13 protein-coding genes and 5 pseudogenes are annotated in these 17,865 nt (G+C 70.0%); 6 read left to right on the top strand and 12 right to left on the bottom strand.

From position 1 onward, the window contains the following. Positions 1–24 precede the first annotated feature (24 nt). From ACKTSN_RS03640 to ACKTSN_RS03650, 3 genes and pseudogenes are all read right to left on the bottom strand, one after another. Positions 25–390: pseudogene (locus ACKTSN_RS03640) on the bottom strand (alpha-galactosidase); the annotation flags it as partial. Beyond that, positions 387–743, bottom strand: a pseudogene (locus tag ACKTSN_RS03645) (glycoside hydrolase family 36 N-terminal domain-containing protein); the annotation flags it as partial. The pseudogenes ACKTSN_RS03640 and ACKTSN_RS03645, both read right to left, overlap by 4 nt. 224 nt (positions 744–967) lie before the next feature. After that, positions 968–1,747 carry an AraC family transcriptional regulator gene (locus tag ACKTSN_RS03650; RefSeq protein WP_409467746.1) on the bottom strand — a complete coding sequence of 260 codons (780 nt, stop codon included), beginning with the start codon at positions 1,745–1,747 and terminating at the stop codon, positions 968–970. Between the two features lie 73 nt (positions 1,748–1,820). Here ACKTSN_RS03650 and ACKTSN_RS03655 point away from each other — a divergent pair, with 73 nt between their 5' ends. Next, positions 1,821–2,639 (top strand): phytanoyl-CoA dioxygenase family protein, encoded by an 819-nt coding sequence (locus ACKTSN_RS03655; RefSeq protein ID WP_409467747.1) that lies wholly within the window; start codon positions 1,821–1,823, stop codon positions 2,637–2,639. Beyond that, a complete protein-coding gene (locus tag ACKTSN_RS03660) occupies positions 2,636–2,911 on the top strand; it encodes a hypothetical protein (protein WP_409467748.1) in 276 nt (91 codons plus the stop codon). Before ACKTSN_RS03655 ends, ACKTSN_RS03660 begins: the two co-directional genes overlap by 4 nt. A gap of 4 nt (positions 2,912–2,915) precedes the next feature. Here ACKTSN_RS03660 and ACKTSN_RS03665 read toward each other — a convergent pair. From ACKTSN_RS03665 to ACKTSN_RS03680, 4 genes and pseudogenes are all read right to left on the bottom strand, one after another. Further along, positions 2,916–3,068: pseudogene (locus tag ACKTSN_RS03665) on the bottom strand (glycoside hydrolase family 6 protein); the annotation flags it as partial. A gap of 169 nt (positions 3,069–3,237) precedes the next feature. Further along, positions 3,238–3,423 (bottom strand): glycoside hydrolase family 6 protein, encoded by a 186-nt coding sequence (locus tag ACKTSN_RS03670; RefSeq protein WP_409467749.1) that lies wholly within the window; start codon positions 3,421–3,423, stop codon positions 3,238–3,240. Beyond that, positions 3,384–4,211, bottom strand: coding sequence for a glycoside hydrolase family 6 protein (locus ACKTSN_RS03675; RefSeq protein ID WP_409467750.1), 828 nt, complete (start codon positions 4,209–4,211; stop codon positions 3,384–3,386). Before ACKTSN_RS03675 ends, ACKTSN_RS03670 begins: the two co-directional genes overlap by 40 nt. A 219-nt stretch (positions 4,212–4,430) precedes the next feature. Next, a complete protein-coding gene (locus ACKTSN_RS03680) occupies positions 4,431–5,396 on the bottom strand; it encodes a glycoside hydrolase family 6 protein (RefSeq protein WP_409467751.1) in 966 nt (321 codons plus the stop codon). Positions 5,397–5,608: 212 nt separating this feature from the next. Here ACKTSN_RS03680 and ACKTSN_RS03685 point away from each other — a divergent pair, with 212 nt between their 5' ends. Next, positions 5,609–6,622 (top strand): LacI family DNA-binding transcriptional regulator, encoded by a 1,014-nt coding sequence (locus ACKTSN_RS03685; protein ID WP_409467752.1) that lies wholly within the window; start codon positions 5,609–5,611, stop codon positions 6,620–6,622. An 18-nt stretch (positions 6,623–6,640) separates the two neighbouring features. On the opposite strand, the pseudogene ACKTSN_RS03690 reads toward ACKTSN_RS03685, so the two are convergent. Together ACKTSN_RS03690 and ACKTSN_RS03695 are read right to left on the bottom strand one after the other, a co-directional pair. After that, a pseudogene (locus ACKTSN_RS03690) lies at positions 6,641–7,061 on the bottom strand (endo-1,4-beta-xylanase); the annotation flags it as partial. Between the two features lie 52 nt (positions 7,062–7,113). Beyond that, a complete protein-coding gene (locus ACKTSN_RS03695) occupies positions 7,114–8,724 on the bottom strand; it encodes a glycoside hydrolase family 43 protein (RefSeq protein ID WP_409467753.1) in 1,611 nt (536 codons plus the stop codon). Between the two features lie 302 nt (positions 8,725–9,026). Here ACKTSN_RS03695 and ACKTSN_RS03700 point away from each other — a divergent pair, with 302 nt between their 5' ends. Both ACKTSN_RS03700 and ACKTSN_RS03705 read left to right on the top strand, forming a co-directional pair. After that, entirely contained in the window at positions 9,027–10,673 is a 1,647-nt protein-coding gene (locus tag ACKTSN_RS03700) for a glycoside hydrolase family 27 protein (RefSeq protein WP_409467754.1), read from the top strand. 28 nt (positions 10,674–10,701) lie between these two features. Further along, on the top strand, positions 10,702–11,988 hold the full coding sequence (locus tag ACKTSN_RS03705) for a cellulose binding domain-containing protein (RefSeq protein ID WP_409467755.1): 1,287 nt from the start codon (positions 10,702–10,704) through the stop codon (positions 11,986–11,988). Positions 11,989–12,005: 17 nt separating this feature from the next. On the opposite strand, the gene ACKTSN_RS03710 is transcribed toward ACKTSN_RS03705, so the two are convergent. Continuing rightward, complete coding sequence (locus tag ACKTSN_RS03710; protein ID WP_409474728.1) at positions 12,006–12,569, bottom strand: substrate-binding domain-containing protein; 564 nt, start codon at positions 12,567–12,569, stop codon at positions 12,006–12,008. 289 nt (positions 12,570–12,858) lie between these two features. Here ACKTSN_RS03710 and ACKTSN_RS03715 point away from each other — a divergent pair, with 289 nt between their 5' ends. Next, positions 12,859–14,391, top strand: coding sequence for a non-reducing end alpha-L-arabinofuranosidase family hydrolase (locus tag ACKTSN_RS03715; RefSeq protein ID WP_409467756.1), 1,533 nt, complete (start codon positions 12,859–12,861; stop codon positions 14,389–14,391). 70 nt (positions 14,392–14,461) lie between these two features. Here ACKTSN_RS03715 and ACKTSN_RS03720 read toward each other — a convergent pair. Continuing rightward, positions 14,462–14,966 (bottom strand): annotated as a pseudogene (locus ACKTSN_RS03720) (universal stress protein). 507 nt (positions 14,967–15,473) lie between these two features. After that, positions 15,474–17,807 (bottom strand): xyloglucanase, encoded by a 2,334-nt coding sequence (locus tag ACKTSN_RS03725; RefSeq protein ID WP_409467757.1) that lies wholly within the window; start codon positions 17,805–17,807, stop codon positions 15,474–15,476. Positions 17,808–17,865: the final 58 nt, after the last annotated feature.

Raw genomic sequence — 17,865 nt, forward strand, 5'->3', positions numbered from 1 at the left:
CCACACCCGGTCGGTGCGTTCCAGGATGCCCAGGTGGCCGCCTCCGGAGGAGCAGGATTCGATCTCCAGGCGGGGGTGGCGTGCGCGCAGCTCGTCGATGAGCCGGTACACGGCGAGGGTCTGGGCATGGACGCCGGGCGTGCCGAGCGGGCCGTGTCCTGCCTCGACCAGATCGCGGTTGTGGTTCCACTTGATGTACGCGATGCGGTACTCGCCGACGAACGCGTCCAGGCGTTCCAGCAGGTACGCGTAGGCCTTGGGGTGGCCGAGGTCGAGGACCTGCTGGTGGCGGGCGGCCGACGGGGTGCGTCCGCCCGTGGCCGTGATCCACTCCGGGTGGGCGCGGGCGAGGTCGGAGTCGGAGTCGGAGTCGGAGTCGGAGTTGATCATCTCCGGCTCGAACCACCGGTGCGGCCGCGCCAGTTCTCCCGCAGGTGCGTGCCGATGGTGAACTCGTGCCGCTGCGGGGCGCGTTCGCGCAGGTGCCAGCCGGTGAGGTCGAGCAGCTCGGTGGCCTGGCCGGGCACGGGCAGGGTCAGCAGCAGCCCGTCCAGGGTGTAGGGGCGGCCGCCCTCGTGGCCGCCCTCGTTGGTCAGGGTGGCGCCCTGCCGGACCAGGGCCGACCGCGTCATCTCGATCAGCACCAGGGCGAGGTGCGCGTGGTCGTCGACGGTGTCCACCGTCAGGCGGTGCGCGACCGGGCCCTCGCCGGTTTCGGGCCGTACGGACCGCACGGTGAAGGCCGTCGAGAAGTCCTGCCCGTCGCAGTGCCCGGTGAGCCCGGCGGTGACGAGCCAGCCGGCGGACTACTGCGGCAGCACGCTGAGCCGGACCGGTCGCATCGCGCCAGAAGCAAGGGTCCCCAAGCCGCCGTGGGAGGGAGCCACGATGACCGTCGCGTACTGCACCGGGAACGGCAACACGCTCACCCGTGAGGGCACGGTGACGGGCACGACGTCCTCACTCGCTACGTCGGCTCGTGCCCGATCGCCCGTATGTCCCGCGGGCTCGCGCCCAGTTCGCGGCGGCAGGCCTTGTTGAAGGCCTGGAGATCGGCGATGCCGACAGCCGCGGCGACGGCGGTGATGGACAGCGTGGAGGACAGCAGGAGGTGGCGGGCGCGTTGGAGGCGCCGGTGCCGGATGTACGCCACGACCGTGCGGCCGGTCTCGGCGTGGAAGACACGTGTCAGGTGGGTGTGGGAGATGCCGACCGCGCGGGCGATGTCCGGTACGGAGACCGGGCTCGCCAGGTGTTCCTCGATGTAGGCCTGTGCGGCGGCGACGAAGGGGTGGTGGCGTCCGGCGCCATCACTCCTGGGCAACTCGGCGATGCGCCACAGAGCGGCCCATACCTCGGCGACGGCTCGCGCGGGCGAGGTCGGCATGGCCGTGACGGCGTTCCGAAGGAGATCGGCCAGTCGTGCGCTCTCGGTACCGGCGTCCTGCATCACCGGGACCATGCGCGCGGTTCCGCCGTCGTGCTGCCGCAGGTGCACGTAGAAGTGCTCCGACCTGCCCCGATAGTGGAAGTGCACCTCCGTGTCGGGCGGCACGAGGCTGACGTGCCCGGGGCGTATGGGGTGCACCGACTGCCCGAGTGACAGAGCACCCTCGTAGTGGTAGAGGTGCAGCTGCCACAGGTCGGGCAGCCGGAAGACGTCGTGTGCGGTGGACAGGCCGTGTACGCCGATCCCGGCAGCGACCACTGTGGGCGGCTCGTCGAGCCGTAGCGTTGTGATCTTCACGAGGTCGGAAAATTACCAGCAGTGGACGATTCCAGCCCACGACCGCGCCGGAGGCTGCCTCTACGTTCGTAGTATGTCAACCAGCAAACAGCTCCTGACATCAGTTCAGGTGGCACGCTTCGTCGCACAGGGATTTCTGCGCCTGGACGGGGTGGTGCCGCAGGAGATCAATCAACGGGCCGTCACGGCCTTGGCGGAGGGCCTGCCGGAGGTGTCCTACGGCACTCCGCTGGGCATGGCTTTCGCGCAGGACACCTTCGTCCATGAGCTGCTCGCCCTTCCCGTCGTCGCCGGCGCCGTGGAGAGCCTGGTCGGGCCTGACCCGACCGTCGACCACCATGCCGTGCATGTGCGCGAGCCGCACGAGGGACAGGCACAGCCCCTCCACGGAGACGCGATCATCGACGTACGGCCGGACGCCTTTGACATCCAGCTCATGTACTACCCGCACGAGGTGACCGCCGACATGGGCGGCACGCTCACTGTGCCCGGCAGCCATCTGCGCAGGATCAACGAAACGGACATCGGCCGCGTCCAGAACCTCAGAGGACAGACGCGTCTGACCTGCCCGGCGGGCACGGTCGTCCTCGTCCACCACGGCATCTGGCACGGCGGCCGCCGCAACGACACCGCGCGCCGCCGCTACATGTACAAACTCCGCCTCAACCCGACCGTGCCGCAGGTGCGCCTCTGGGACACCTCCGACCTCAAGGACCCGGCCGTGACCGCGGAGCTGAACACGTACTTCCCCTGGTACGAGCAGGCGACCGCACGACTGGAGATCTTCAACCGGGTCCTGCTGTGGCGGGCCCTGACCGGCGACGACTCGTTCGACATCGACTACTGGGTCACGCGCGTCAGCAACCGGCCCGCCCTGAGGAGTCACGCATGAGGCAGCAGGTTCTCGTCCTCTATCTCTCGACGTCGGCGCTCGACTCCCATGTCGTGGGCTGGTCCCAGTACGACGGGACCGGCGGGACCCGTCCGACGGCCGGTGACAGTGACGAGCCGCCGTACCCCACAGGGCTTGCCGCGCTGCAGGACGGGTGGCGCCTCTTCCAGGCCTCCCAACTGCTGCCGCCCGAGTCCGGTCACGAGTACGACGTCTCCTTCCTCAAGCACGAGTTCTTCTTCGAGAAGCTGGAGGAGAGCTCGCGGCCTTGACCGCTCAGCGGTTGAACGTCAGGCGCGGTGCCGCGTTGCGGGCCAGGGTGTGGGCCTGGTCGGGCCACCAGGTGCCGGCGGGCGGGTCGATGGTGCCGCCGGTGTTGCGCGTGCAGCTGCCGTCGGACTCACCGGGGATCTTGATCCACAGGTAGGCCCTCTCGTTTGAATCATCCCGGCGTCGCGCGGGCTGGCACGCGCATCTGCCGCGTTGTCGTCACTCTCCCCCAAGCTCTCGGCTTCGCTCGAGCAGGGACCCCCATCGCTCGGGTCGGCCAAGACGCACCCCACCTCGCAGCCGGGCTGATCCAAACGACAGGGCCTAACTAGGCGTCGACGAGGAGCACGCCGGTGTCGGCCGTGGGGCGCGGGCCGAGACCGCGGCCGGGCGCGTTGCACCAGATCTCCGGGTCCCCGGTGTGTTTGTCCGGCTTTGGTGTCCAGGCGCCCAGACCGTTGCGGCTGGCGTCGATCACGAAGTGCTTGAGCTCGTCGGCCGGCGGGGTGCCCACGTTCTGGTCGAACCAGGCGTCGGTCCACCGCCAGGTGGCGGGATCGGTGGAGTAGACGGCGTTGCCGGGGGCGCCGTCGTTGGGGGCGGCCGCCGAGTAGTACTGGCCGGCACACCGCTCGGCGTGGCCGCGGCCTCCTCGGGTCCCTCGGTGGCGAACCACATGCACTTGGCGATCCAGGTGCCGTACCTGGCGTTGTGGTCGGTGGAGTGGGTGTTGGACACGTTCAGGGCGAAGCCGTCGCTGTGGCGGATCCCGGCGTCCAGCAGCCGCTGGGCCATCTCACCGACGGGCCGCCACTGGACGTTGCCCACGTCCAGGTAGACCGCGGTACGCGGCTTGGCGTTCAGGGTCTTGACGGCGTAGGCGAGGTCGGCGATCCGAGCGGCGGTGAGTTCGCCGGTCGGGTCCACGGTGGGGCCGCAGTCCTTGGGAAGCAGGGCCGTGCCGTCGGGTTCCACGACGACCACCGCCTTGCTGGTGCCGATACTGGAGGCGAAGGCGTCGATCCACTGCCGGTAGGCGGCGGAGGACGCGGCTCCGCCGCTGGAGTACTGCGTGCAGTCCCGGCCCGGGACGTTGTAGGCGACCAGGACGGGCGTCCGGCCCACGGCCCGGGCCCGATGGACGAGCTTGCTGACCTTGCCGCGCACCTCTTCGGGCGTGCCCTCGGTGAACCACTCGGCCTGCGGCCGGCTCGCGAGCTTGGCCATGTTCACGGCGTTCCCGATGTCGCCGTTCCCGAAGTCCACGAGGGCCTGCTTCGCGGCCTTGGTGTGCGGGTCCACGTAGAACTTCGTGGCGGGGTGATCACGTCCTGCGTGGGGTGGCCTGCGCCCGCGTCGCGGTGAGAGCGGCGCGGGCGGTGAGGGCCGCGACGGCGGCGGCCGCGCGGCGCTGCGGGCTGCGTGGTTCCATGGCTGCTTCCTGGTCGATGAGGTGGTGGAGGGAGATGCCCGCCGCCCGGCGGACTGCTGGTCGCCTGTGCGGGCGGCGGGAGTCCTGGATCAGTAGCCGTAGATCATCTTGTAGGCGACCTCGGGGAGGAACTGTCCGGCCGTGGAGCCGGTTCCGACGCCGCAGTTGCCGTCGGACTCGCCCGGGGTCTTGATCCACAGCAGCATCTCGGCGCCTCCGCCCGTCCGGGTGGGTGTGCCGATGCGGCGGCCCGCGGGGTTGCACCACTGGCCGTTGGAGCCGTTGCCGTTGCGGCTGGTGTCCACGACGAACGGCTTGGTGTAGCCGTAGCGGGCGCTTAGCTCACTGTTGACGGCGTTGCCGAACGCGGTGTTCTCGGCGGTCGTGAAGTAGTTGGAGACGTTGAGTGAGAAGCCGTGCGCCTGGCGGAGGCCGGCTTCGTGGAGGCGCCGGGCCATGGTCGCCGCACTGACCCAGCCCGGGTTGCCGGCGTCCATGTAGACCCAGGTGTTGGGGGCCTGGCGGCTGAACTCGGCGAGGGCGCCGGTGAGCATGGCCTCGCGCTCGTCGATCTGAGCCTGAGTCATGCAGCCGTAGTCCGCCAGGGAATCCGGCTCGAGGATGACGATGGCCGGGCGGCCTGCGATGCCGCCGGCGAACTGGGCGATCCAGCTGGCGTAGGCGGACGGCGAGGCGGCTCCGCCCGCGGAGTGCCCGCCGCAGTAGTCGCGGTTGTAGATGTTGTAGGCGACGAGGAGGGGCAGCTTGTCGGCGTGGTCCGCCGCTCCCACGTATGCCCCCGTTGCGGTGCCGATGGTGCCGCTCCAGGAGCCGAACCAGCGGGCCATCGGGGTGTTGGCGATGGCGGCGTTGATCGCCGGGGCCCGGCCGTCGCCCGGGTTGGCGGCCACCCACCTCTTGGCGGTGGAGTTGGGATCCACATAGAACCCACTCGTCATGGTGGTGGGGTCAGCCGCGTGTGCGGACGGTGCGGCGGCGAGTGCCAGCGGCAGGGCGAAGAGCGCTGCCGCCAGGGTGCGGAGTCTGCGGCTCATCACAGGACCTCGGTTTCCGGCAGGGGATTTCGGCCGTTGGGAGCGCTCCCACTGGAAGCGGTCCCAATCGTGGGGCGGGCTGGTTTAACTGTCAATAGTTGGCGCACGCTTGAGCTCAAGGAAGGAAGACAAGACTCCGAAGCGCCAGGAACTGGAAGCGATCCCAATCAACCGGCGCTGAGGGCTCCCCATCTGTGAAAGACTCCCGGTCCATGGCAGAAGATGCGCCGCGTCGGCAGCCGACGCTCGACGAGGTGGCCGAACGCGCCGGTGTCTCCCGCTCCGTGGCCTCCCGCGCCCTCAACAACGCCCCGCACGTCAGCCGCGCCAAACGTGAGGCCGTCGAACGGGCCGTCCGGCAACTCGGTTACGTCCCCAATCCGACCGCCCGCGCTCTGGCCACGCGGCAGACGGGAGCGGCCGCCCTGGTCGTCTCGGGCGAGGATCCGTCAATCTTCGCCGATCCGTTCTTCGCTCAGATCATCGTGGGGGCGTCGGCCGCGCTGGAGGAGGCCGACCTGCATCTGATGCTGTGCCTGGCCGCTTCCGACCGGGGCCGCAAGCGGGTGGCGGAACTCCTTCGGTCCAGGGGTGCCGACGGCGTCATGCTGATGGCGCTGCGCGAGAACGACCCGCTGACGCAGATGGCCGAGGAGGCGCAGATGCCCGTCGTGTTCGGCGGACGCCCGGTCGGTTCGACTCCCCGGTGGTACGTCGATGTCGACAACGTCGGCGGAGCGCGCGAGGCGACCGAGCACCTGGTCTCACGCGGCCTGACTCGTGTAGCCGCGATCTGCGGGCGGCTGGACACCGAGGCCGGGCGCGCCCGGTACCGCGGCTACCGGGACGCCATGCTGGCCGCCGGCCTCGAGCCGTTCCCGCCGCAGGAGGGGGACTTCACCGAGCCCAGCGGAGCCGCCGCCATGACCGCGCTGCTGGCGAACCACCCTGATGTGGACGGGGTGTTCGCCGCCAACGACAACATGGCCGCCGGAGCGCTGCGCACACTGCGGAAGGCCGGGCGACAGGTGCCCGCCGACGTCTCCGTGGTCGGCTTCGACGACCTGACCGTCGCCCAGATCGCCGATCCGCCGCTCACCACCGTCCATCAGCCCATAAAGGCTCTGGGTCGGGAGATGGCACGCATGCTGGTAGCGCTCGTCAACGGGCAGGACCCCACTCCGCTGATCCTGCCGACCCGCCTGGTCGTCCGCTCCAGTGCCTGACGGCTGTGGCGGGGCCCGGCCGCGCAGGGTGTACCCGTCCCTGGTGGAGCCGGCCCAGCCGGGCAGTTGGGAGTGCCAGACCAGGGTGTGGCCGCGTACGCGCTGACCGCGGGCCTGCGCGCGGTTGACGATCTGGTCGGCGGAACCGAAGTTGAACGAGCCGCGGGACGGCTCGGTGGTGTCCCACTTCATCTCGTTCTCGGGCGTGACCGAGTTGAACTCTCGGTTCAGGACGGTGGTGTACGTGCCGTCGCCGAGCCGTCCGGCAGCCACGGCGGTCCCGAAGTACCGTCCGGACTGGGCGGCTTGGGGCCCCAGGGTGGAGGCCTGGACGGCGGCGTCGGGTGAGCCGGTCGCCGTCCCCGGGCTCACCAGGACGATCGCGGCCAGCACCTAAGACGGAGGCCCGGCGCATGCCGAGCCGTTTCAGCAGGTTCATGGTTCTCCTCGCAGGGGTGGGGGGATGGGAGGGTGCCGTTCGCCGGACTGGTTCAGGGCGTGGACAGCTCGAACCGCGTGAAGCGGACCGCGCCGCCGAGTGCCTGGGTGGCGTGGTTGAAGAGGGCGAATCGGTAGCCCATGAAGAACCGCCAGTCGTTGCCCATGGAGAAGGTGGGTCCGAGGCGGGTGAAGGTGGTGCCGTCGGTGCTGTAGGAGAAGGTGCCGGGGCGTGGTGCGCCGGGGCGGATGTCCGCGTTGGCGCGCAGCCAGACACGGCTGCCGGAGACGGGCGCGCTAGCGACCTCGTAGCCGGTGGAGGCGGTGTTCCAGTTGGTGTCCATGGTCAGCCCGGTGACCATCACCACCCGCGTCACGCCGCCGTCGCGTTTGACACCGATCCAGGCGGACGAGTCCCGCAGCAGCGCGAGTCCGGCCCGGTCGCCGTCCCGCATAGTGGAGTGGTCGAGCTGGACGGTGGCGGTGGAGGTGGGGCCCTGGATGCGGTGCGTGAGGGTGTTGCGGGCCCAGTAGAGGTCGTGGGTGACGGTCGCGGCCCGCAGGGTCAGGCCGTTGCCGACCGACCACTTGGTGTTGTCCGGGTTGTGGTTCCACTCCCACCTCGGCTTGAGGGTCGTGCCGTCGAAGGTGTCGACGCCGGTCATGGGGGTGACCGGGCGGGGCGGAGGGGGTACGGCTGGGCTGGGGTACGAGGTGCCCCATGCGCCGTCGACGAGTTGCACCACGGGCCAGCCGTCCCAGGTCCAGGTGACCGGAGCGAGAGCGGGCATCCGACCGCCGGGGTACGCGTCGACGAAGGCCATGTAGTACCAGGCACCGCTCTGCGTCCGCACCAGCCCGCCCTGGTGAGGGACGCCGCCGCCGGGGATCGGTCCGCGCAGGTCGAGGAGGACCTGCCGCATCGTGTACGGCCCGAAGGGGCCGCTCGACGACTTCAGGATGTACTGGCCGTTCGCGGGGCGGGTCAGGAAGATGTAGTACTGCCCGTTGATCTTGTAGAAGCGGGCGCCCTCGAGGGTGCCGACGCTCGACGGTGTCCTGAACACCTCCTGCGTACGGACCTGGTTGCGGCCGTCGGGTGAGAGCTGGGCCACACTGATGGTGGTGTTGCCGTACGCCACGTACAGGAAGTCGTCGGTGTCGACGAGCAGCCCGGCGTCGTAGTAGGGCGTGCTGATCGTCGTCAGCCTGCTCCATGGCCCCTCGACGGCGCCGGCGGTGTAGATGTAGGTACGCGCGAAGTCGATCTGCCCGAGCCAGTAGAAGGTCCTGTTGCTCGGCCGGTAGGCCAGCGACGACGCCCAGATCCCTCTGACATAGCCACGCGCACCGTTCAGGTCGTACTTGGCGCCGAAGTCGAGCAGGGGCACCGAGTGACCGGCGATCTCCCAGTTCACCAGGTCGTACGACCGCAGAACGGGCGCGCCCGGCGAGTAGTGCATCGACGAGGCAGAAGCGTAGTAGGTGTCGCCGACGCGGATGACGTCGATGTCGGCGAAGTCCTGCCAGGTCACCGGGTTGGTGAAAGCCGCCGCCTCGGCGGAGGCCTTGGCCGTGGGGAGGAGGGCGCCCGCGGCCAGGCCGGTGGCGGCGGCCAGCGCGCGGCGACGAGAGACAGATTGATGAGGCCATGACATCTCCATGTCGGGGCGTCCTCCTCGCGCTTCGTCCACTGGGGGCGGCTCACGCCATTCGATATCTCGGACGTGGATCGACAAGTCGAGCAACCCGGATGATAGGGGACCGAGGAAGGCCGTCAATACTCCTCGCACAATTCGCCAGAACTTCGAAACATTCGAAGAGTCGGCTTCCCGAAATGCCTTGCAGATAGCTGGAGTTGTCGCGTTACAGGCTGTTGACACACCAGGGTGCATCTCTAACATCCCTGACATCGCAAGCTTCCGAACGGCACTCGAAATTTCGAACCCCCTCGAAGGAGCCCTTGGTGCTCAGACGTTCAAGTGGACGACTCCTCCGCCTCCTCGCAGCCGCCGCCCTGACGGTCACCGCGTCCGTCACGGCCTCCGCCCATTCCCCCGCATCGGCCGCTCCGGGCAGCCCGGCGCTCACCCCGCCGCTGGGATGGAACAGTTGGAACAGCTTCGGGTGCGGGATCACCGAGGCACAGGTCCGCCAGGCCGCCGACGCGATGGTGTCCTCGGGGATGCGGGACGCCGGATACCGGTACGTGGTGGTCGACGACTGCTGGTTCGACCCGCAGCGTGACGCACAGGGCAACCTGCGGGCCAACCCGACGAAGTTCCCGAGCGGAATGAAGGCGCTCGGGGACTACATCCACAGCAAGGGCCTGAAGTTCGGCATCTACCAGGCGCCCAACGAGCGCACGTGTGCCCAGGGCGTGGGCACCTACCCCGGCTCCACCGGCAGCAAGGGCCACGAGGCCCAGGACGCCGCCACGTTCGCCTCATGGGGCGTGGACTACCTCAAGTACGACTGGTGCTCCTCCAGTGGCACTCGTGACGAGCAGGTCGCCCGGTTCACACTGATGCGCGACGCGCTGCGCGCCACCGGGCGGCCGATCGTCTACAGCATCAACCCCAACAGCTTCCACGCCCCCACCGGCGCCACGTACAACTGGGGCGAGGTCGCCGACCTGTGGCGGACGACCGAGGACCTGCTCGACATCTGGCAGAACGGCAACACCAACAGCTACCCGATGGGCGTCGGCAACGTCCTGGACGTCACCGCGCCACTGGCGGCACAGTCGGGTCCCGGACACTGGAACGACCCCGACATGCTGGTCGTCGGCCGTCCCGGACTGTCACTGACCGAGTCCCGCTCCCACTTCGCCCTCTGGGCGCTGATGGGCGCCCCGCTCATGGCCGGCAACGACATCCGCACCATGTCCGCCGACGTGAGCGCGATCCTGCGCAACCCGCGCCTGCTGGCGGTGAACCAGGATCCGCTGGGCGCGGGCGGGCGCAGGGTGCGCGACGACGGCGCCACCGAGGTGTTCGCCAAGCCCCTGTCGGACGGTTCGGTCGCGGTGGGCCTGTTCAACCGCGGCGAGGGCACCGCGACGGTCACCACGACGGCCGGACAAGTCGGCCTGTCCGGCGGGCCGTTCACCCTCACCGACCTGTGGACCGGCGGTACGTCGAGCACGGCCGGGCAGATCTCGGCGAGCGTCCCCCCGCACGGCGTGGCCGTGTTCCGGGTGACCGGGGGCAGCCCGCTGACCGCCACCACCTCACGTCTGCGGGGCAACGCCTCCGGCCGCTGCGCGGACGTGGACAACGCCTCCACCGCCGCCGGGGCCACGGTGCTGCTGTGGGACTGCCACACGGCCGCCAACCAGCTGTGGACCACCTGGGCGGGCGGCGAGATCCGCGTCTACGGCGACAAGTGCCTGGACGCCTACAACCAGGGCACCACCAACGGCACCCGGGTGATCACCTGGCCCTGCAACGGCCAGAACAACCAGAAGTGGACCGTCGGCGCCGACGGCTCGATCCGCAACGTCCACGCCGGGCTGTGCCTCGACGCCAACGGGGCCGGCACCGCCAACGGGACCCCGCTGGTGCTGTGGACCTGCAACGGCCAGGCCAACCAGAAGTGGTCCCGCGCGTGAACAACCACGCCCCAAGAAGGGGAGTCTCATGACGAGGACACGAACCCTGTTATGGCCCGCCGTGGTCGCGGCGCTGATCGTCCTGAGCATGGCAGGCACGGCACTGGGCCACGGCCAGGGCGGGAACGCCCCGCTCACGGCCCCCCGCCCGGCCGCCGCATCCGTCAGCACCGCCGCCCCGAGCTCCGGCTGCGGCAAAACCCCCACCCTGACGAGCGGCACGCACACGATCCAGACCAACGGCAAGAACCGCACCTTCATCCTGCGCATCCCCGACGGCTACGACCGCAGCCGGCCCTACCGGCTGGTCTTCGGGTTCCACTGGCTGGGCGGCACCTCGACCGACGTCGCCACCGGCCGCACCGTGGAGACGGGCACCTGGGCCTACTACGGGCTGCAGCGACTGGCGAACAACAGCACCGTCTTCGTCGCACCCCAGGGCCTCAACAACGGCTGGGCCAACGCCGGCGGCGAAGACGTCACCTTCGTCGACGACATGCTCAGGCGCATCGAGGCGGACCTGTGCGTCGACACCACACAGCGCTTCGCCCTCGGCTTCAGCTACGGCGCCGCGATGTCGTACGCCCTGGCGTGTTCCCGCGCGACGGTCTTCCGCGCGGTCGCGGTGCAGAGCGGCGGGCAGCTCAGCGGATGCAGCGGCGGCACCCAGCCCATCGCCTACCTCGGAGTGCACGGCCTCAGGGACAACGTCCTCGGCATCTCCGGCGGACGGGCGATGCGGGACAGGTTCGTCAGGAACAACGGCTGCACCCCCCAGAACCCGCCGGAGCCGGCACCGGGCAGCCTGACCCACCGGATCACCACCTACTCCGGCTGCTCGGCCGGGCATCCGGTCGTCTGGGCCGCGTTCGACGAAGGACACATCGCCGCTCCCCAGGACGGGGCCCCCGGTGACAGCGGCTCCAGGACCTGGCTGCCGGCGGAGGTATGGAAGTTCTTCACACAGTTCCAGACCTCCGACCCGCCACCGGGGACCGCGACCTGCCGGGTCACCACCACCGTCGGCGCCTGGAACACCGGCCTCACCGCGAGCATCACCATCACCAACACCGGCACCACGGCGATCGCCGGCTGGTCCCTCGTCTTCACCCTGCCCGACGGCCAGACCATCACCTCCGGCTGGAACGCGGACTACTCTCCCGCCTCCGGCCGGGTGACCGCCAGGAACGTCGCCCACAACGCCACCATCGTCCCCGACGCCTCCGTCGACATCGGCTTCCAGGCAGCCCACACCGGCAACACCACCCCGCCGAACACCTACACCCTCAACGGCACTGCCTGTACGGCGTCCTGAGCACTTCTTCGGCCGTCTCACTCCCCCTCCGGCGGAGCCGTGCTGTCCCGGACGGTGAGGGTCGTCGCGATCTCCAGCCCGATCTGTGGCACCGCCTCGCCCCGGCCAAGCGCCGGGGCGAGTTCGGTGGCGGCCGTGGCCATCTCGGCTGGCGGCTGATGGGCGGTGGTCAGGAGCGGATCCATCCGGGCCACGGCCGGTACGTCGTCGAAGCCGACCACGCTGAGGTTGTGCGGGATGCGCAGACCGAGCTCGCGCGCGGCCTGGTAGACGCCGACCGCTTGCATGTCGTAGGCGGTGAACACGGCGCTGGGGCGATCGGGGCGGGACAGCACCTCCCGTGCGGCCGTGTACCCGTGCTCGCGTGTGAGCTGGGTCCTCACCACCAGGCCGTTGCGCCGGGAGGCCAGCGTCGGCGAGAGCGGACGAGTAACCCGGCAGCCGGGCCGCTGCAGAAGCCGTGGTCCGGCCTGCTGATCATGGCGATGCGCCGGTCCGCCCCCGACGCGGTTCCGGCGCGCCACACGCTCGACGCCGCGGATGATCTCCACCGACCACGGGTGCTCCAGCTCGAGGAACACCAACTCCACAGATTGCTGCGGCTCTTGGGAGGCTTGCGATAACCGTACTCCGGCGCGGTCGCCGTTCCTCATCCCCTCGGTCGCTGCCGCCGTCATTCTCGCACCGTTCCGTTGACGCCCACCGGACGCGTCAGTACTGTGCGCTCAGATCTCCGACATGCCGACCTATGTTCGATATTTCGTCGCTGGAAGCGCTACCAATCCGCATCGCTCGAAGACGGCGGGCCGGCAGGCGCCCCGGCGGGAGCCGCACACAGTAAGGGAGAGTCGACAGATGATTGGCATGCGCATGGCATACACAGCTCCGCCGTGGAGGCGCAGCAGGCGAACGGCGGTGTTCACCGCGGTGACCGCCCTGCTGGCGGCGCTCCTGTCCACGCTCGGCGCGGCCGGGCCGGCGCAGGCGGCCACGGTGGATCCGAACGCCTGGTACGTGCTGGTCAACCGCGGCAGCGGCAAGGCGCTCGACGTGTCGGGTGCGGACACCGGCAACGGCGCGGCCGTCCAGCAGTGGACCCGTACCGACAGCGCGAACCAGCGGTTCCAGTTCGTCGACTCGGGCGGCGGCTACTACCGGCTGAAGGCGCAGCACTCCGGCAAGGTGCTGGACGTCTACAACTACTCCACCGCCGACGGGGCGGATATCGTGCAGTGGAGCGATCTGAACGGCACCAACCAGCAGTTCCGGCTCGCCGACTCCCCGGACGGCCACGTCCGGCTGATCAACCGCAACAGCGGGAAGGCCGTCGAGGTGCAGGGCGCGTCCACCGCGGACGGCGGCAAGGTCGTGCAGTACGCCGACTGGGGCGGGGCCAACCAGCAGTGGCAACTGGTCCGCGTCGCAAGCGGTGGGGGCAGCGGCTCGCTGCCGTCGACGTTCCGCTGGTCCTCCAGCGGTGTCCTGGCCGGCCCGAAGCCCGACGCCCAGCACCCCCAGGCGCTGGCGATCAAGGACTTCTCCATCGTGCGGCACAACAACCAGTGGCTGACCTACGCGACCACCGCCAGCCCCGCCGGCTGGGGCCTGGTGCAGTTCAACTTCGCCGACTGGTCCCAGGCCGCCTCCGCACCGCACACCTACCTCGACACCGCCTCGGCCATCGGCCCCGGCTACCGGGCCGCCCCGCAGGTGTTCTACTTCGCGCCGCAGAACCTCTGGTACATGGTCTACCAGACCGGCCCGCCCACCTACTCCACCAGCACCAACCCCGCCGACCCGCGCTCCTGGTCCGCGCCGCGCACCTTCATCTCCCAGGAGCCGCCGATCGTCACCCAGAACAAGGGCGACGGCACCTGGATCGACTTCTGGGTCATCTGCGACACGGCCAACTGCCACCTGTTCTTCAGCGACGACAACGGCCACATCTACCGCGCTCAAACCAGCCTCGCGAACTTCCCCAACGGCTTCGGCAACACGCAAATAGTGCTGTCGGACACCAAGTTCAACCTCTTCGAGGCGACCAACGTCTACAAGGTGGCCGGCAGCAACCAGTACCTGCTCATCCAGGAGGCCATCGGCTCCACCGGCCGGCGCTACTTCCGCTCCTACACCTCCACCAGCCTCACCGGCAGCTGGACCCCTCTCGCCGCCACGGAGAACGAACCCTTCGCCGGCCGCAACAACGTCACCTTCCCCGGCGGCGCCTGGACCCAGGACATCAGCCACGGCGAACTGGTCCGCGCGAGCAACGACCAGACCCTGACCATCAACCCGTGCCGACTGCAGTACGTGTACCAGGGCATGGACCCCGGCGCGGGCGGCGACTACCTCCGCCTGCCCTGGCGGATGGGCCTGCTCACCCAGACCAACTCCACCTGCTGAGCGCTTGGTTCGTCACCGGGCAGCGACGCACCCCGCCGGAGGAGCCACGCCGGCGGGGTGCCGTCACCCGTCAGGGATGCGGCGGCGGGGACGGCATGGTGGGCAGCCCCGGCGGCGACTCCGGCCAGACCAGCAGCACCGGGCAGGGGGCGTGGTCGACGACGAAGCGGCTGGCCGGGCCGAGGCTGTGCGGGCCGAGGTGGGTGCGGTCGCCGTCGCGGGCCAGGATCAGCAGGTCGCAGCCCCGCGGCCGCGGCGACGACCTCGCGCTCCACGCGACCGGTGCGCTCGGTGCGCGTACAGGGGCGCCCCAGCCGGTCGGCGGCGGCCTGCAGCAACTCCTGCGCGGACGCGGCAGCGAGTTGTTCCAGCCGCGTGCCGGGGTCGCGCTCGGGGTGGCCGCGGCCGAGAAGACCGGCGAAGGCACCGTGGGCCGCGCCGGGGACGTCGGCCGGGGTGACGTGCAGCAGGACGACGTCGGTGTCCGCCGGGGCGTGGGCGCGGGCGGCGTCCACGCAGGCCGGCCAGGTGCCCTCGACCGCGAGTACGGCGGCCGGCGCGGCGAGAACGAGCAGCTCCGGCGGCCCTGTGCCGTCCGGGATCAGATGCCCCAGCGCCTCGTCGAGACCGTTGTCCACGACCGCCCGGACCACGATCCCCAGGGCCGGCACGAAGCCGAGGAAGGGCACGGAGGCGGCCACCAGCAGGGCCCGAGGGTTGGTGCGCTGCTGGAACAGGGCCCGGACGGCGAGGGCCAGTGCGCCCGCCAGGGCCGCCCACGCCGGGTCGATACCGACCGCCGAGGTCAGCACGAACCCGGCCAGCGTGCACCCCACGGTCACCAGGGCGAACATCGGCAACCGCGGCGACTCCACGGCGGCGGGGGCCTGCGCCCCGGCGCCCGGGAGCACCTCGGCGTCGGGCTGTCGCCGCTGACCGCGCCGCTGGTACAGCCGCGCACCGGCGACTGCGAGGGCGTCATCGTCGCCCTTCAAGCCGGAGGCTCCACCCCGGTCCTCGGGGTGGAGCCTCCGCGGTCACTGCCGCTGGTCGGCCTGACCGGAGATCACAGCGAGTCGGCCTCACTTCTGGTCGCCGTAGATGACTCCCCGTCCGTTGGTCCCGAAGTAGACGCGGCCGTAGACCCGGGGGTCTCCGGTGATGGTGCCGCCCGTCCAGGCGTACTGGTGCCGGTCGTCGTTGATGCGGATCCAGGTCCGGCCCGCGTCGTCGGACCGGAAGATGCCGCGCACGCCGCCGATCTTGGAACTGGTGTAGACGGCGGGGTACGTGGCGCCCGGTGCTGCCTTGCCGAACCCGACGGCGTCGCCCTCGTCCACCGCCTGGAATCTGGTGAAGGATCTCCCGGAATCGGTCGACCGCCACATCCCGTACGGCGTGGGGGTGGCAGGCTTGTTGGTGCCGCCGGCCAGCCAGATGTCGCCCTCGTGGCCCGGTACCGCCTTGAACCGTACGTTCCCCGCGGTGGGCAGACCGGTAGCCGCCGTGGCCTTGAAGCTCTTGCCGCCGTCCGTGCTGGCGTAGAAGACGCCGGAGGCGTAGGCGTAGAACTTCGCCGGGTTCACCCGGTCGGAGCGCACCGGAACCCCGGTCGGCAGCCCCTTCGAAGCCGTCCAGGTCGCTCCGTGGTCGTCGGACCAGCTGACCGGCGCACCGGCCGGTGACCAGACGATCCGCTTGCCGTCGGCGCTGATGGCGACGGCCTGGTCCTCGACTCCGGGCCCGGTGACGCCGGACGGCTCACTGCCCGACGGCGTCCAGGTGTCGCCGCTGTCGGTGGAGATGGCGAAGTGCTGCGTCCAGCCGCTGGTGGGGTTGCCGACTCGCACGATGGTGTGGGGCGCCAGCTCCGCGTAGTCCAGGGCAGGGGTGATGCCGAAGGTCGGGCTGTCGTACATCTTCGGCGCCTTGTGGAAATCCGTGTGCCGGAAGCCGCCGACATCGCCCACGCCGGAGAAGAGGTGCGCGCGACCGGCGGGCGGGCTGATCAAGCAGAGGACCGCGGTCTCCTCGAGGCCGTGGGCCCGCACGGACAGGTGCACCGTGCCGCCGCTGTCCCAGTCCGTCAGGTTGTTGGCGCCGTAGATCGTCGCTCCGGTTCCGTACATGAAGTGGTCGGAGTCGAAGGGGTCGATCTGGACGGACTCCATCATCCAGCCCAGCTTGGGGGCCATCTCGGGCAGCGACGGCGAGGCGTTCCAGGTCAGCCAGGGAGCGGCGGAGATGTCCATGTCGTAGCGCAGCGTGCGTTCGGGATAGGTGGCCCAGTCCCACGCCCGGGTCCAGCTCGCACCGCCGTCGGTGGAGCGGAAGAGGATGCAGTCGGGGTACCAGCTGACCTGGGTGGACACCATCAGGGTATCCGGGTTCTGCCGGTCGATGGTCAGGCCGCTGTAGCCGTAGGTGTCGTCGTCGCTGGTGGACGGGACCGGGCTGATGCGGGTCCAGGTGTCGGTGGCGGTGTCCAGCTTCCACACATCGCCCTTGGAGCCGTCGTAGGGGCCGGCGGTGTTGCTGGTCGCCAGGTACAGGTAGCCGCCGACGTGGTCGAAGACCGCGTGGTGCGGGATGTAGCCGGTGGGCTGGCCGGGGACGCGTTCCCAGGTCGCTCCCGCGTCGGTGGATCGGTACAGGATGTTGTCCTTGTCGGCGACGGTGACGTAGAGGGTCCGGGTGGCCTTCCCCGCTCTGCCGGTGCGCTTGTCGAAGACGACTTGCAGCACGCCCAGGTTGTCGCCGTTGTAGCCGTTGGGGTCGGTGGGGTCGGGGACGAAGTTGCCCGCGTTGGGGAAGCTGGTCACCTTCGCGAAGGTCTTGCCGTAGTCGGTGCTACGCCACAGCCCGTGCCCCCCGCGCACTCCCAGGTAGAGGATCCTGTTGCGGTTGGGGTCGATCACCAGCCGTTCGCCGATGCCCCGGCCGGGCATGTTGCCGCCCAGCCGGAACGGCAGGGAGGTGCTCTTCCAGGTGCGGCCGCGGTCGGTCGAGCGCAGGATCGCCGCCATGTTCGGATCCCAGTCGGGAAGGGTGTAGGTGCCCGCCGCCAGATAGACGCGGTCGGGGTCGACCTCGTCGGTGGCGATGCTGATGATGCCGGTGTGTCCGTACTCGTCCCAGCCGATCCAGTCGTTGAGGGGAATCCACCGCCGGGACGCCGTGTCGAGGCGGTAGGCGCCGCCGATGTCGGTACGGGCGTACACCAGTCCGGGTTCGCGCTGGTTGAAGACGATGCCGGTGACGAAGCCGCCGCCGACTATCTCCGCGTTGCGGAAGCTGTACGGCGTACGTCTTGCCTTTCCGGTCGCGTGGGCGGAGGGGGCGAGCACCGGAAGCGCGGCCGCGGCCGTGCCGGCGGCCAGCAGTCCTCGCCGGGAGAGGTTCGGCGTAGGGGGCATGTGGGGCCTGCCTTTCTGGTGTGGGCCTGCACTGGTCGTGTGCAGGTGCAGCGGTTCC

It is taken from the genome of Streptomyces flavusporus (genome assembly GCF_046267975.1).
GTDB lineage: Bacteria > Actinomycetota > Actinomycetes > Streptomycetales > Streptomycetaceae > Streptomyces > Streptomyces flavusporus.